Here is a 14586-nt window from a genome sequence, read left to right as displayed (position 1 = left end):
GAACTTAGGAAAGGTGGCGAAGCGGCTGTTCGCTTTGTCGGCTCTTAATCAAATTAAAAGGACCAAGGCCAGAAATCTTCGTGATTTCCGAGTCTTGGTCCTATTTTGAAGGGGTTATGTCACAGCCCCTTTTGTTAGCCATGGATGCGGATCAAAACAAAGGTGAGACTCAAGGCGATGCCCGCCCAAGTAAAAGGCAGCATGTTCGCTTTGATGCGGCGGGTGTTAAGAACACTTAACACCACCAGCACCGCCGCGCAAAAAGACAAGGTAAATTGCTGGAGCCAGTAGCCCGTCCCAAGCCCAGCTAGGATCAAGACTGCCAGGGCCCAAAGCGGGAGCTGATCGGCCCAAACGCTGAGCAAGAGCAGGGCATTGATCAAAGCGAAGACGACAGGCACAAGGGTCGTCAGGCCATGGGTGAGGCTTGCGCTCAGCATGAGTTGAATGAAGGTGACTTCAATCAGCCAACCGGAAATCGCGGATTTGGCGCTCATTTTTTGGGTGGCAAGCAGCCAACCCAGGCCCGCCTGAGCAAGGGCGAGGGGCAAAAGCGCCCACTGGTTACTGCTCCCGATGATCGCCAGAGTGAAGGCCGCAATCGTCCAAGTTCCTGGGCGCGCCGTGGTGGCAAGCGCCGCCAGGGCGATGGTGAGGCCAAGCAGCGCGAGAAACGGCCAGTCATGAAAGCTGAAGTTCGCCCAGTTCAGCAGAAGCGGCAGGGCCGCAGCTTGAATGAAGCGGCTCACAGTGAGCACACTTTTTTGTATCGTCATAGGCAAATTCCTTTCGTCACGTGTCCTATCATACCGAAAGGGTAGACGCGGTGCAAAAGTAATTTGGCTGGAAGCTTGCCTAACGCGTTAGATTTAAGGGTGACCCTGTGATAAGATTAGACAGTTGCAAAGAATTCCCGATGGGATTCAAGACGATGTGTCTTGGAGATGCCTTGTAACCGAAACAATAAGGGGGAAAAATAAGATGCAGGAACGACATTTATTTACTTCGGAGTCGGTCTCTGAAGGACATCCAGATAAAATCGCGGACCAGATTTCGGACGCCATTTTGGATGCAATGCTGACGCAAGATCCAGATGCCCGTGTGGCGTGCGAGACGACTGTGACGACGGGGCTGGTGCTGGTGGTCGGAGAAATCTCGACGAGCGCCTACGTCGACATTCAAAAGACGGTGCGCGACACGATTCGGCGGATCGGCTACGACAAGGACTCCGGATTTGATCCGGATTCCGTGGGGGTCATGACCGCGCTTGATGAGCAGTCGCCGGACATTGCCCAAGGCGTCGATGACTCATACGAAGCACGAGAAGGCGAAGATGATCCGCTCGACCGTATCGGGGCCGGCGATCAGGGCATGATGTTCGGTTACGCGATCAACGAAACGCCGGAGTACATGCCGCTGCCCATCGAGCTGGCCCACCAGCTGATGCAGCGCATCGCTAAGCTGCGCAAAGAGGGCACTATCACCTATCTGCGCCCGGACGCCAAGGCCCAAGTGACCGTCGAGTATGATGACAACGAAAAGCCAATGCGGGTGGACACCGTGGTCATTTCCACGCAGCACGATCCCGACGCTACCCTGGAACAGATCCGGCAAGACGTCGAGGCCCAAGTCATTCGCGCAGTCATTCCCGCCAACTTGCTGGATGACAACACCAAGATTTACGTCAATCCGACCGGGCGCTTTGTGCTTGGCGGACCAGAGGCTGACTCTGGCTTGACCGGGCGGAAAATCATTGTGGACACCTATGGCGGGTTTGCCCGGCACGGCGGCGGTGCTTTTTCCGGCAAGGACGCGACTAAGGTCGACCGCTCGGCCTCTTACGCGGCGCGCTACATCGCGAAGAATGTTGTGGCCGCCAAGCTGGCCGATAAGATGGAAGTGCAGCTCGCGTACGCGATTGGCGTCGCACAGCCAGTGTCTGTCTCAGTCAACTGCTTTGGCACGAACAAGATCTCAGAAGAAAAAATTACCCAGGCCATCCGCGAAAACTTTGATTTGCGGCCGGCGGGGATCATAAAAATGCTTGACCTAAAGCGGCCGATTTACGAGCAAACCGCGGCTTATGGTCATTTTGGACGTACAGATGTTGATCTGCCGTGGGAGCACCTGGATAAGGTGCCTGAGCTGGCGAAGTACTTAGATTAACGAGAAAAGAGGCGGCCGTTCCGGGGGATCCTGGACGGTCGTTTTTTATGGAATGGAGTAAATATGTTAAGTAAAACCAAGCAAACTAACGTGGCAATTACGACAATCGCGATTTTTGTGGCGACCTTCATGACAGCAATTGAGGGCACCATTGTCGCAACTGCCATGCCCACCATCGTGGGAGACCTTCACGGCGTTCGCCTGATGAACTGGATCGTGTCGATTTACCTGCTGACAAACGCGATGGCCACCCCGATTTACGGGAAGTTCGCGGATAAAATTGGCCGCAAACCGGTGTTCCTGCTGGGACTGCTGCTATTTATCATTGGGTCCGCGGCTTCGGGTCTGTCGCAGTCGATGCCCATATTGATCATCTGCCGCGCTTTTCAGGGCATCGGTGCCGGGGCCATCATGCCGGTGACCTTCACCATCATCGCCGACATCTACCCCTATGAAAAACGGGCCAAGGTGCTTGGATTCAATGGTTCGGCCTGGGGCATCGCCTCGGTCGTGGCGCCGCTGTTGGGTGGGTTCATCGTCGATACCCTGTCGTGGCACTGGATCTTTTTCATCAACGTCCCGATCGGGCTGATCACGATGCTGCTGATTGCCGTGTTCTTTCATGAACAACACGAAACAGTGCCAGCGCCAGTTGATTACCTGGGGACGCTGTGGCTGGTCTTGACCCTGCTGTTTTTGATGCTGGGCTTTCAGGCGCTGGCGAGTGCCCATGGAATCGTCAACTTCTTGGGGCTGCTGGTCGCGGCTGGGGTGGCGCTTTGGTGCTTTGTCCGGCGCGAGCGGCGTGCCGCAGATCCGATCATCGATTTAAAGCTGTTTAAGAACCGGCCCTTTGTGGTCGCCAATGTGCTAGCCGCCCTGGTTTCGGGCGTTGTGATCGGCTACGAAACGTACATGCCCATGTGGGTCCAAGGGGTACTGGGGATGGCGGCCTCGTTTGGCGGCTTTGCCATCACGCCCAGCAGTTTGATGTGGGTCGTCGGCTCGTTTATCGCCGGCCGGTGGTTGACTAAGATGACGCCAAAGCGGATCTTGACGCTGGCCTTGCTAGATATTTTGGTGGGGATTGTGGTCTTATCCCTGGTGCCGGAAAGCACGCCTTATGTCGCCTTCTTGGTGATTGCAGCCGTGATGGGTTTTGGCTTTGGGATCGTGATCACGACGACCACGGTGCGGGCCCAGGCGGTGGTCAAACCGGAGGAGATTGGTGTGGCTACCAGCTTCAACACCTTGTCCCGCACGCTCGGGCAAACGCTGATGGTCTCGCTATACGGCGTGGTATTGAACCTGCGCATGGCGCAAGGTGTCGCAGCGCATCCTGATGTGAATATGAACATGCTGAACCGCCTGATCAATCCCCAAACCGCGGTCAGCTTGCCGAAGCACCTGCTGCCGGTGTTGCATGAGATCTTGTACTCGGGCCTGCACAACATTTACTTTTTCTCGGTCGTGATTGTCGTGCTCGGGCTGGCGTTCAATGCACTGGATCGGCCGGCGCGGCAATAGCATTCGCTGAAAAGAATTGAGAGTTGTATTTTGCGTTTCAAGCCGTCATGATAGAAGAAAAGGCTACAGGGGGCGCTGGGTTGTTCTCATACGAAAAATTGCAGACGCTGAATGAAATCGAGACGGCAATTTACAATTACGTCATCAAGCACGAGGCGGCAGTGGAAACCATGCCGATCCGCGAACTGGCCAAGCACGCGCATGTCAGCACAGCTTCGGTGCTGCGGTTTGCCGAGAAAATGGGTTACGACGGCTACGCAGAACTGCGCTTTGCGCTGAAGCAGGACCGCAAAGCCAAGGCAGCGGAATTTCAGGCCACCAGCTATGACTCATCGGTGCCGTTAGCCGACTTTTTCAATAAAGTGAACTCGGCTGATTTCAATAAGCTGATCGACGAGGCCTTGGCTATCGTGCAAAAGGCGCCACTGGTCATGTTCTTTGGGTTAGGGTCCGGAAACTCACTGGCCCAGTACGGTGCCCGGTTCTGGTCGAATGCGGGTAAAATTGCGCTGCCAGTCTTCGATCCGTTCCAGCCGTTTCCGCAAAGCAGCCCACTGCCGGCGGGCACAGTCGTGGTCGTGCTTTCGGTGTCCGGCGAAACGACCGAGGTGATCGATTTCGTCAACAAGGTGCGGCCGGAAGACGTGAAAATCATCGCAGTTACCAATTCTGGGGCCTCGACCTTGGCCAAGCTGGCGGATTTGACCATCGCTTACTTCATGCCGGAGATCAAGCACGCGTCGCTAAATTTGACGACGCAGGTGCCAGTGGTCTACCTGATCGAGCTGATCGGCCACCGCCTAGACGAACTCAATCACCAGTAAGGCTGAGGCCAGGTTTGACACCCGTTACATTCCTGTAACGGGTGTTTTTTCGTGAAACCGGTTTCTAAGCAAGCCAAAAGGGTAGCGCTTCCGTTCAGAAACCGGTTACACTTATCACTGTGATGAGCGCATCACATTGATTTCGGCCGAAATCATTCATTCGCAGGGCAACCTGCACAAGTGTTTAGCAATGATACATTGACTTTGCCGCTGATCTCGTTAGCGGCGGAAAGAATAGGTGAACATAATGGGGGATTATATCAACCAAAAAGTTTTGCCTAAGATCATGAAGTTCACGAGCACCCGTCCGATCACGGCGTTGAAGAATGGCATGATGTACACCATTCCTTTCATCATCGTGGGGTCCTTCTTCCTGATTTTGGGTTCGTTGCCTGTTGAATCATGGGCAAACTGGATGAACAGTACCGGCTTGGTGCCGTACTTCAATCAGATTTACAACTTCAGTTTTAACATCATGGCGCTGATTGCCGTCACCGGGATCGCGTACGAATGGGCCCGCGCTGAAAAAATCGATCCGCTGGCTTCAGGGATCACTGCGCTGCTGTCATTCCTGATCGTGCTGCAGCCTTCTAACCCAATCGTTAACCAGGCTGGCAAGACCATCGTGACCAACTCCCGTGGGATCACGGGCTGGATCGATACCGGCTTCTTAGGCGGCAAAGGGATGATTGCTGCGATCATCATCGGCCTGTTAACCGGCTGGATCTATTCTTGGTTTGTTAAGAACAACATCACCATCAAGCTTCCCGACTCAGTGCCGGCGAACGTTGCTAACTCGTTCATCGCGCTGATTCCAGCCGCCGTTCTGCTGACAGGCTGGGGCCTGGTTTACATGGCCTTCGATCACTTTGCTCACGAAGGCATGCTGCAGTGGCTGTACCAAGTCATTCAGACACCGCTGCAAGGGCTGACTGATTCCTTCGGTGGGGTCCTGGTTGTTTCCCTGCTGATCACGTTCCTGTGGTTCTTCGGGGTTCACGGTTCCGCCATCATTTCCGGTGTTATGACCGGGATCCTGATGTCCAACTCGACTGATAACGCCGCGCTGTTCCACTCTGGTAAGGCGCTGACGGTTGCTAACGGCGGCCATATCTTCACGCAGGCGCTGCTGGACCAGTTCGGGACTGTTACTGGTGCCGGTATCACTGTTGGGCTGCTGTTCTACATTTTGTTCTTTGCTAAGTCAGATCAGTTGAAGGCGCTGGGCACTTTGGAAATTGCCCCAGCGATCTTCAACATCAACGAGCCATTCCTGTTTGGGATTCCGCTGGTTATGAACCCTGTTCTGGCCATTCCGTTCATGGTTGTTCCAGCCCTTTCCATGTCGCTCACTTACTTTGCGATTAAGCTTGGGATAATTCCACTATTTAACGGGATATACGTGCCGTGGACCACACCCGCGCTCTTCTCCGGGTTCTTGGTCGGCGGCTGGCGCACTGCCCTGTGGCAGGCCCTCATGCTGGCCATGTCCTTCGCGGTTTACTTCCCATTCATTCGCACCTACGACAAGACACTGCTCAAGCAGGAGCAGGAGAAGTTGGCTGAGGAAAATAAGGAAAAATCTGATACTGCAACGGCTCAGGCTTAATGCTGAACTAGTCTAATTAGTGCTTAAGCGTCCGGATCCCGTGGATTAAACACCGGGCTTCGGGCGCTTTGTTTGTTGAAAGGAGTGCCACATGGCAAAATTACGCAAAGATTTTCTCTGGGGCGGGGCAGTGGCTGCCCACCAACTGGAAGGCGGCTGGCAGGAAGGCGGCAAAGGCGTCTCCGTGGCCGATGTGATGACCGTGGGTGCAAACGGCGTTGAGCGCCGGATCACCGATGGCGTGCAGCCCGGCGAGAATTACCCCAACCATGACGCCATCGATTTTTACCACCACTACAAGGATGACGTGAAGCTGTTTGCCGAGATGGGACTCAAGGCGTTTCGGACCTCGATTGCTTGGACGCGGATTTACCCGAATGGGGATGAAACCGAGCCAAACGAGGCCGGGCTGAAGTTCTATGACGACCTGTTTGATGAGCTGCTGAAAAACGGCATCCAGCCCGTGATCACGCTGTCCCATTTTGAAATGCCGTATCACCTGGTGACCGAGTACGGCGGCTGGCGGAGTCGTAAAGTGATCGACTTCTTCGTCCGTTTCGCCACCACCGTGTTCAAGCGGTACAAGGACAAGGTGAAGTACTGGATGACCTTCAACGAGATCAACAACCAGGCCGACTACAACGCCAAGTTTGCGCTGTTCACCAACTCAGGGCTGCTGATCAAGCCTGGCGAAAACGCCGAGGCTGTGATGTATCAGGCGGCGCACTACGAAACCGTCGCCTCCGCCTTGGCCGTGCAAATCGGCCATCAGATCAACCCGAATTTCCAAATCGGCGCGATGATCGCGATGGTGCCGATTTATCCGGCCAGTCCTGATCCCCGCGACGTCTTCAAGGCCGAGCGGGCCATGCAGTCACGCTACTGGTTCGCGGATGTCCAGGCCAACGGGCGCTATCCAAGCTGGCTGACCGAGTATCAGAAGGCCAAGCAGATGAACCTGGATATCACGCTGGCGGACCTGGATGTGCTGAGAGCGGGCACGGTGGATTACATCGGCTTTTCTTACTACATGTCCTTTGCGGTCAAGGCCAAAAAGGATGAACCAGCCGCCTTTGACTACCAAGAAGGCATCGACAAGGTCGAGAATCCGACCGTTGAGCGCTCCGAATGGGGCTGGCAGATCGACCCGGTTGGCCTGCGCTACGCTATGAACTGGTTCAACGACCGGTACCATCTGCCGCAATTTATCGTCGAAAATGGTTTCGGTGCTGTGGACAAAATCGACGCGCAGCATCACGTTCACGACGATTACCGAATCGCCTACTTGAAGGCGCACATCGAACAGATGAAGCTGGCCGTCGAAGTTGACGGTCTCGATCTGATCGGATACACCCCTTGGGGCTTCATCGATCTGGTGTCAGCCGGCACCGGCCAGATGGATAAGCGTTACGGCTTCATCTACGTGGACAAAAACGATGAAGGTAAAGGCACCTTGGCGCGGTACAGGAAGGACTCCTTCTACTGGTACCAGCAGGTGATCAAGAGCAATGGTGAGAATCTGGACGCCAAGTAGGAGGCGGGCGCATGAAAACATTTGTCGGCTTTGACGTCGGCGGGACGACTATCAAGTATGGCTTAGTCTCGGCGGCGGGCAAGATCCTAGATCATGGGTCGTTTAAGACGCTTAAGCGCGCTTCGAGCAACGTCAATAAGATGGTCGGTGTGGTGACTGCGTATCAAAAGCAGCAAGCGATCGACGGCGTGGGCGTAGACGCGCCAGGCATTGTCGACAAGGCCGGGTACATGATCACTGGTGGGGCCATCGACAGCTTTTACCAGTACCCGCTGGGAAAGACCCTTCGTGACAAGCTGAAGCTGCCGGTAAAAGTTGAAAACGATGCGAATGCAGCGGCCATTGCTGAGCGCTGGCTGGGCAACGCCAAGGACATCGACGACTACATCTGCCTGGTTTTGGGCACAGGCATCGGCGGCGGGCTCGTCCTTAATGGTGACGTCTATCGCGGTGCGCATGGCATGGCCGGTGAAATCGGCTGGAGCATCACGCATGACTTGGATTTTCGCGATGACCTGGAAGGCGTTTCGCTCAACTATTCGGCTTCTGTGGTTACGGGGCTGGTGCGCCGCTACAACCTGTCGCTTCAGCACTATGATCCCAAGGCCAAAGCAGAACAGGACGCGGCGCAAATCATTGCGCTGGCCCACGAGGACGATATGATCGCCCAGCCAATTTACAGTCAGTTTTTGAGCGACGTGGTTGTGATGCTGATGAACCTGATTGGGACCCTCGATCCTGAGCGGATTTTGATTGGTGGTGGCATCAGCCAAAACGACCTCTTCATGCAAGACCTGCAAGGCCGCTTTGACGAGTTCATTGCGCGCCATCGCGGTCTAAGCAGCGCACGGCAAAGCTTTCCGTACCGCATCATGCCGGCGGGGCTGCGCAACAACGCGGGCCTGATCGGGGCGGTTTATCCTTTGACGAGGTAAAAAAAGAGGATTCGGACGGCTGGGTGGCCGTCTGAATCTTTTTTTGGGTTACGGGCGAGGGGCGCGTCCGGCCCAGCCGGTCGGTCCCACTGCAGTCAGCCACGGGTACATCAGCCACCACAGCAGCATTAGTCCGGCCAAGGCGGAACTCCAGCCGGCGAGCACGTCGGTGGGGAAGTGGACCTGCACGTAAATGCGCGAGACCCCGATCAAAACGATCATGACCACCGAAAAGCCCACCAGCAGGTGCCGAGCCCTCGGCAGCGACACCAGGCTAAGTGCGATCAGAATGACGGTGCCGTAAAGCAGCATCGAGCCGCTGGCGTGGCCGGAAGGAAAACTCCAGCCGCCCGCGGGAGTCAGCGGCGTGATGGCTGGGTCCTGGATGAACGGCCGGGGCCGGCGAATCCAGCTTTTCACGATATGGTTGAATAGGCTCATCAGGCAGATCGAGGCAAAGGCGAACCAGGCGTAGCGGCGCCGCCGGAAGTAAAAGAGGATGCCCGCGACGATCAGGCCCACGAGTACCACCACTGGCGGGTCGCCGAGGTTGGTGATTACCAGCACAATGGCGGTCAGCCACGCCGGCCGGTATGCTGTGACTAACTGGATCACCTGCTGGTCGACTGCCGCGATCCAGGCCGCGTGCGTGGTAACGCCAATTAAAATGGGGATAAAGACCGCTAAGCTGACTGCCGCAATGATCAGCGGATAAACAGGACGTTTTTTCATAATAGCTGATTTTATCATATTTGCGCCCCGGCGCGGCTTGTTTCAAGCTTAGGATTTTGCTATGATTGACCCAACATCGAACGTGTTGGGACGAGTAGGCAAGATGATTCACTGAAGAAAACAGGCGGTAGCTGCAAGCCTGCGTGAAGCCTGGCCGAACTGACCCGAGCAACGCACGCCGGCACTGGCCGTTATCCAGAAACGAGGGCTGCTGTTAGGCAGAACTTAGGTGGTACCGCGGCAAAAGCCGTCCTAACAATGTTAGGGCGGCTTTTGGCGTTTTTCCCGGCATGTTCGATAAATTCAAGGAGGCATTACGCATGTACGATCACAAGGCGATCGAGAAAAAGTGGCAAAAGCACTGGGCTGAGCACAATGAGTTCAACACCACAACGGATCCGAACAAGAAGAACTATTACGCGCTGGACATGTTCCCGTACCCATCAGGCCAAGGTCTGCACGTCGGCCATCCGGAAGGCTACACGGCCACTGACATTATTGCCCGGATGAAGCGTGCCCAGGGCTACAATGTGCTGCACCCAATGGGCTGGGACGCGTTTGGGCTACCTGCTGAGCAGTACGCGCTGAACACTGGCCACAATCCGAAGGGCTTCACGCACAAGAACATTGAGACCTTCAAGCGCCAGATCAACAGCCTCGGGTTTTCTTACGATTGGAACCGGGAAATTGCGACGACGGATCCGAACTACTATAAGTGGACCCAGTGGATCTTTGAGCAGCTGTACAAGCACGGGTTGGCCTATGAGGCGGAAGTGCCGGTCAACTGGAGTCCGGATCTGGGCACAGTGGTCGCCAACGAGGAAGTCATTGACGGCAAAACGGAGCGCGGCGGCTTCCCGGTCATCCGCAAGCCAATGCGCCAGTGGATGCTGAAAATCACCGCCTATGCGGATAAGCTGCTGGCCGATCTTGATGACTTGGACTGGCCAGAAAACATCAAGCAGATGCAGCGCAACTGGATCGGCCGCTCAGTCGGCGCGCAGATCACCTTTGACGTTCAGGGCACGGACAAGCACTTTGATGTCTTCACCACGCGTCCGGACACTTTGTTTGGCGCGACTTATGTGGTCATGGCCCCGGAGCACGAGCTGGTGGACGCCATTACGACCCCGGTGCAGAAGGCTGCAGTCGACGCGTACAAGGCGGACATCGAGCACAAGTCTGACCTCGAGCGGACTGACTTGAACAAGGACAAGACCGGCGTGTGGACCGGCGCGTATGCGACCAACCCGGTCAACGGGGAAAAACTGCCAATCTGGATCTCAGATTATGTACTGGCGACTTACGGTACTGGTGCCATCATGGCGGTGCCAGCTCACGACGACCGCGACTTCGCCTTTGCCAAAAAGTTTGACCTGCCGATCCGCGCCGTGATCGAAGGCGGCGACGTTGCTGACGCGGCTTATACCGGCGACGGCGTGCACATCAATTCCGATTTTCTGAACGGCAAGAACAAGCAAGACGCCATTGACGCGATGCTGCAGTGGCTAGAAGACAAGAAGATCGGCGAAAAGAAAGTGAACTACAAACTGCGCGACTGGGTCTTCTCCCGGCAGCGCTACTGGGGCGAACCGATTCCGGTCATTCACTGGGAAGACGGCGAAACCACACTGGTGCCTGAAGACGAGCTGCCGCTGGTGTTGCCAGAAGAGGCGGACATCAAGCCGAGTGGGACCGGGGAGTCGCCGCTGGCCAACTTGGACGACTGGGTCAACGTGGTTGATAAAAACGGCCGCAAGGGCAAGCGTGAAACCAACACCATGCCGCAGTGGGCAGGGTCCTCTTGGTACTTCCTGCGGTTTGTTGATCCCCACAATAAGGAAAAACTGGCTGATTACGACAAGCTCAAGGACTGGATGCCAGTCGACTTGTATATCGGCGGTGCTGAGCACGCGGTACTGCACCTGCTTTACGCGCGGTTCTGGAATCTGTTCCTGTACGACATCGGCGTGATTCCAAACAAGGAGCCGTTCCAGCGCCTGTTCAACCAGGGGATGATTCTGGGCGACAACCACGAAAAGATGAGCAAGAGCAAGGGCAACGTGGTCAATCCCGACGACGTGGTTGAGCAGTACGGGGCTGATACGCTGCGCCTGTACGAAATGTTTATGGGCCCACTGGATGCCGGTATTGCCTGGAGCACCACTGGCCTAGCCGGAGCACGCAAGTTCTTGGATCGTGTCTACACCACCTTTATCGATGACAACGGCAAGATGCGTGATCATATCACGACCATCAACGACGGCAAGCTGGACAAGGTTTACAACGAAACCGTCAAGAAGGTCACCGAAGACTACGATGCGCTGCACTTTAATACCGCCATTTCGCAGATGATGGTCTTCATCAACGAGGCGCGCAAGGTCGATGACCTGCCATACGCCTACGTGGAAGGCTTCGTCAAGCTGCTGGCGCCGATTGCTCCGCACCTGATGGAAGAAATCTGGCAGAAGCTGGGCAACGCGCACAGTCTGACCTACGCGCCGTGGCCGACCTACGACGAAAAGGCGCTGGTGACGGAGCAGGTTCAGCTGATGGTGCAGGTCAACGGCAAGCTACGAGGACACGTGATGGAGCCAGTCAACGTCGATCAGGCGCAGGCAATCGCCGATGCGATGACGATTGAAAACGTCAAGAAGTTTACGACGGGCAAGACCATCGTCAAGCAGATCGTGGTGCCAAACAAAATCGTCAATATTGTCGTCAAATAGTATTTTGAATGGTCCGACCCCGGTCGGGCCATTTTATGTGAAAACTTACGGATTGCTAACGTCTTGGGGTTCCAATTGAAAGGGGCCGAGGCTTCCCTTAAAATAGAGACTAATCTGATCCGCAACGATAAACACATCTTTCTGTAGAAAATTGGGGTAACGGCATGGCAAAAAATCCGCAGGTCAAAACACCGAACGCGCAGGAGCAAATGCTGCGCGGTTCGGCTTGGATGACGGCCGGAAGCATATTGTCCCGCGTACTCGGGGCGATTTATATCATTCCATGGCGCATCTGGCTGGGTGCGGCCTTTTTGGCGGCCAACAACCTGTTTACTAAGGGCTATAACATCTACAGCATCTTCTTGACCATTGCGACGGCCGGTGTACCTGGGGCAATTTCCAAGCAGGTGGCCCATTATAATGCCATGAACGAGTACCGCACCGGCGTCCGGCTGTTTCGGCAGGGCACCATTTTAATGGGCGTCATGGGGCTGCTGTCATTTGGTCTGATGTGGGTGTTGGCCCCGTGGCTGGCGCTGGGCGATGCCGCGCTGACTCAGGTGTATCGGTCGCTGGCCTGGCCGCTGTTGATCATTCCGGTGATGAGTACGCTGCGCGGATTCTTCCAGGGGTACAGCGACATGGCACCATCTGCGTTGTCTCAGCTGGTTGAGCAAGTCGCGCGAGTGATTTACATGTTGGTGATGACATATGCCATCATGGTGCTCGGCAGTCATAATTACGTGGACGCGGCCTCACAGTCAACGTTTGCGGCGTTTGTCGGGGCACTGTTCGGCCTGCTGCTGTTGGTGCTGGTGTTGGTGTCGCGCCGGCAAAAGTTTCAGACTTTGGTCGCCGGCTCGACCGATGCTGTCAAGATCTCGACGCCTCGGATCCTGAAGGAAATCATCGCCCAGGCGGTGCCGTTCATCGTCATCGGCTCTGGCATCAATCTCTATTATCTGTTTGATCAGTATACCTTCAATCCCATGATGGCCAGCCACTGGCAGGCGACCACGCAGGAGCTGAACAGTCTATTCACGCTTTACGCTGGCAATGCCAACAAACTGATTATGATCGTGATCAGTCTGGCTGTTGCCATGGCGTCGACCGTGCTGCCGCTGCTGTCCGGGGCGAAGACCCGGGGGGATAAGCACGCCATCGGCGAACAAGTCACCAACTTGCTTCAGCTGTTTTTCATTGTCATGGTGCCATGCGCGCTTGGCATGGCGGCGGTGGCCAAACCGCTGTACGTGGTCTTTTACTCCTATGATCAGTTGGGTATTCGCCTGCTGGTCCTGTCGGCCTTTGTTGCCGTTGCCATGGGGCTGTTCACGGTGCTCGCCGCGGCCCTGCAGGGGCTGTTTCACAACGGCGTCGCGATTTACGACATGTTGATCGGGATGGTGGTCAAGGTCGTGCTGCAGTGGCCCTTGATTTACTTTCTGAACGTCTGGGGAGCGCTGGTCGCGACCCTGGCTGGTATGCTGGTCTCCAGCGTCTTAATGATTCAGGCGCTGCGTCAGCGGTACCCGGTTCGCCTGCGCCAGACTGCGCGGCGGCTGCTCGGCATCACACTGTTTTCAGCCGTGATGGCCGTGGTGGTTCGACTGCTCGTGTGGCTGATTGGACTCGTGATCGCGCCTGAGCGCGCAGTTGGGGCCGTTGTGGCCTTGCTGATTGCCGTGCCAATCGGCGTGCTGATTTACGGGTATGCGCTGCTCAAAACGCGGCTGGCCGATATGGTGCTGGGCGAGCGCGTCGGGCGGCTGCGTGCGCGGCTGCACATCAGGTGACGCCGATGCGATTAGACCGCTACTTGGCCAATCTGCAATACGGCACGCGCAGTGACGTCAAAAAAATGATCAAAGCCAACCGGGTGGCCATCAACGGGCAAAAGGTGCGCAACGGCAGCGTGTCAGTGGGGCCTGGCGCGACTGTGACGGTCGACGGGAAAACGGTGGGCGGCTGCTTGCAGGTGTACTATTTGATGAACAAGCCTAGCGGGGTTTTAACCGCCAATTCCGATGCCACGCAGAAGACAGTGTTGGACTTGATCGCGCCGGCAGACAGGCGACCAGGCCTTTATCCCGTCGGCCGGTTGGACAAAGATACTACTGGACTGCTGCTTTTGACCAACGATGGGGCGTTGGGCCATGCCCTGCTTTCGCCCAAGCGCCACGTGCCCAAGACTTATCTGGTGTCGCTGGCGGCTGCGCTGACGCCAGCCATGGCGGACCAGCTGGCCGAGGGGATCACCTTCCAAGAGTTCACCAGTGCTCCGGCGACGGTGGCAGTGCGGCCAGGCAGCGAAGGCCGGTTGATCGAGTTAACGATTCATGAAGGCAAGTTTCACCAGGTGAAGCGGATGCTGAAGGCGGTTGGCAACCAAGTGACCGCCTTGCAGCGGATTCAGATGGGCCCGCTGCACTTGCCAGCGTCACTGCCTTCAGGGCAGTATCGCGAGCTGACAGAAGCAGACCTGGCCGCCTTACTGGAGGCAAAAAAATAGCCGAATCACCCGCGGGTG

General features: G+C 56.0%; 11 protein-coding genes and 1 riboswitch. Of the genes, 9 read left to right on the top strand and 2 right to left on the bottom strand.

The window, feature by feature from the left end; genetic code table 11:
- Positions 1–134 precede the first annotated feature (134 nt).
- Complete coding sequence (locus JUF21_RS00875; protein ID WP_203624806.1) at positions 135–776, bottom strand: hypothetical protein; 642 nt, start codon at positions 774–776, stop codon at positions 135–137.
- A 119-nt stretch (positions 777–895) separates the two neighbouring features.
- A riboswitch (SMK box riboswitch) is annotated at positions 896–984 on the top strand.
- Here JUF21_RS00875 and metK point away from each other — a divergent pair.
- The 6 genes from metK to JUF21_RS00845 all read left to right on the top strand — a co-directional run bounded on the left by metK (position 982) and on the right by JUF21_RS00845 (position 8595).
- Entirely contained in the window at positions 982–2166 is a 1185-nt protein-coding gene (gene metK / locus JUF21_RS00870) for a methionine adenosyltransferase (RefSeq protein WP_125755073.1), read from the top strand. Its footprint overlaps the riboswitch before it by 3 nt.
- 63 nt (positions 2167–2229) lie before the next feature.
- Positions 2230–3693: an MDR family MFS transporter gene (locus JUF21_RS00865; protein ID WP_203624805.1), complete on the top strand. Its 1464-nt coding sequence runs from the start codon at positions 2230–2232 to the stop codon at positions 3691–3693.
- Positions 3694–3773: 80 nt separating this feature from the next.
- Positions 3774–4517: a MurR/RpiR family transcriptional regulator gene (locus JUF21_RS00860; protein WP_203662550.1), complete on the top strand. Its 744-nt coding sequence runs from the start codon at positions 3774–3776 to the stop codon at positions 4515–4517.
- Between the two features lie 247 nt (positions 4518–4764).
- Complete coding sequence (locus tag JUF21_RS00855) at positions 4765–6126, top strand: PTS sugar transporter subunit IIC (RefSeq protein WP_203662547.1); 1362 nt, start codon at positions 4765–4767, stop codon at positions 6124–6126.
- A gap of 91 nt (positions 6127–6217) precedes the next feature.
- Positions 6218–7660, top strand: a complete 1443-nt coding sequence (locus JUF21_RS00850) for a 6-phospho-beta-glucosidase (RefSeq protein ID WP_203662545.1) — start codon at positions 6218–6220, stop codon at positions 7658–7660.
- Positions 7661–7671: 11 nt separating this feature from the next.
- Positions 7672–8595: an ROK family protein gene (locus JUF21_RS00845; RefSeq protein WP_203624802.1), complete on the top strand. Its 924-nt coding sequence runs from the start codon at positions 7672–7674 to the stop codon at positions 8593–8595.
- Between the two features lie 48 nt (positions 8596–8643).
- Here the strand turns inward: JUF21_RS00845 and JUF21_RS00840 are convergent, their stop codons facing one another.
- Entirely contained in the window at positions 8644–9327 is a 684-nt protein-coding gene (locus JUF21_RS00840; RefSeq protein WP_203624801.1) for a phosphatase PAP2 family protein, read from the bottom strand.
- Between the two features lie 320 nt (positions 9328–9647).
- On the opposite strand from JUF21_RS00840, the gene leuS reads away from it, so the two are divergent.
- From leuS to JUF21_RS00825, 3 genes are all read left to right on the top strand, one after another.
- On the top strand, positions 9648–12056 hold the full coding sequence (gene leuS, locus JUF21_RS00835; protein ID WP_203624800.1) for a leucine--tRNA ligase: 2409 nt from the start codon (positions 9648–9650) through the stop codon (positions 12054–12056).
- Positions 12057–12220: 164 nt separating this feature from the next.
- A complete protein-coding gene (locus JUF21_RS00830; protein ID WP_203624828.1) occupies positions 12221–13852 on the top strand; it encodes a polysaccharide biosynthesis protein in 1632 nt (543 codons plus the stop codon).
- Positions 13853–13857: 5 nt separating this feature from the next.
- Complete coding sequence (locus tag JUF21_RS00825; protein WP_203662543.1) at positions 13858–14568, top strand: pseudouridine synthase; 711 nt, start codon at positions 13858–13860, stop codon at positions 14566–14568.
- Positions 14569–14586 lie beyond the last annotated feature (18 nt).

The organism is Lacticaseibacillus sp. 53-4 (assembly GCF_016861805.1).
Taxonomy (GTDB): Bacteria; Bacillota; Bacilli; order Lactobacillales; family Lactobacillaceae; genus Lacticaseibacillus.
This window is presented reverse-complemented; position numbering and strand designations above follow the sequence as displayed.

Bases quoted from the DNA above. Each gene is read 5' to 3' on its own strand.
- JUF21_RS00875 (WP_203624806.1), bottom strand. From the start codon at position 776: ATGACGATACAAAAAAGTGTGCTCACTGTGAGCCGCTTCATTCAAGCT.
- metK (WP_125755073.1), top strand. From the start codon at position 982: ATGCAGGAACGACATTTATTTACTTCGGAGTCGGTCTCTGAAGGACAT.
- JUF21_RS00865 (WP_203624805.1), top strand. From the start codon at position 2,230: ATGTTAAGTAAAACCAAGCAAACTAACGTGGCAATTACGACAATCGCG.
- JUF21_RS00855 (WP_203662547.1), top strand. From the start codon at position 4,765: ATGGGGGATTATATCAACCAAAAAGTTTTGCCTAAGATCATGAAGTTC.
- JUF21_RS00850 (WP_203662545.1), top strand. From the start codon at position 6,218: ATGGCAAAATTACGCAAAGATTTTCTCTGGGGCGGGGCAGTGGCTGCC.
- JUF21_RS00845 (WP_203624802.1), top strand. From the start codon at position 7,672: ATGAAAACATTTGTCGGCTTTGACGTCGGCGGGACGACTATCAAGTAT.
- JUF21_RS00840 (WP_203624801.1), bottom strand. From the start codon at position 9,327: ATGAAAAAACGTCCTGTTTATCCGCTGATCATTGCGGCAGTCAGCTTA.
- leuS (WP_203624800.1), top strand. From the start codon at position 9,648: ATGTACGATCACAAGGCGATCGAGAAAAAGTGGCAAAAGCACTGGGCT.
- JUF21_RS00830 (WP_203624828.1), top strand. From the start codon at position 12,221: ATGGCAAAAAATCCGCAGGTCAAAACACCGAACGCGCAGGAGCAAATG.
- JUF21_RS00825 (WP_203662543.1), top strand. From the start codon at position 13,858: ATGCGATTAGACCGCTACTTGGCCAATCTGCAATACGGCACGCGCAGT.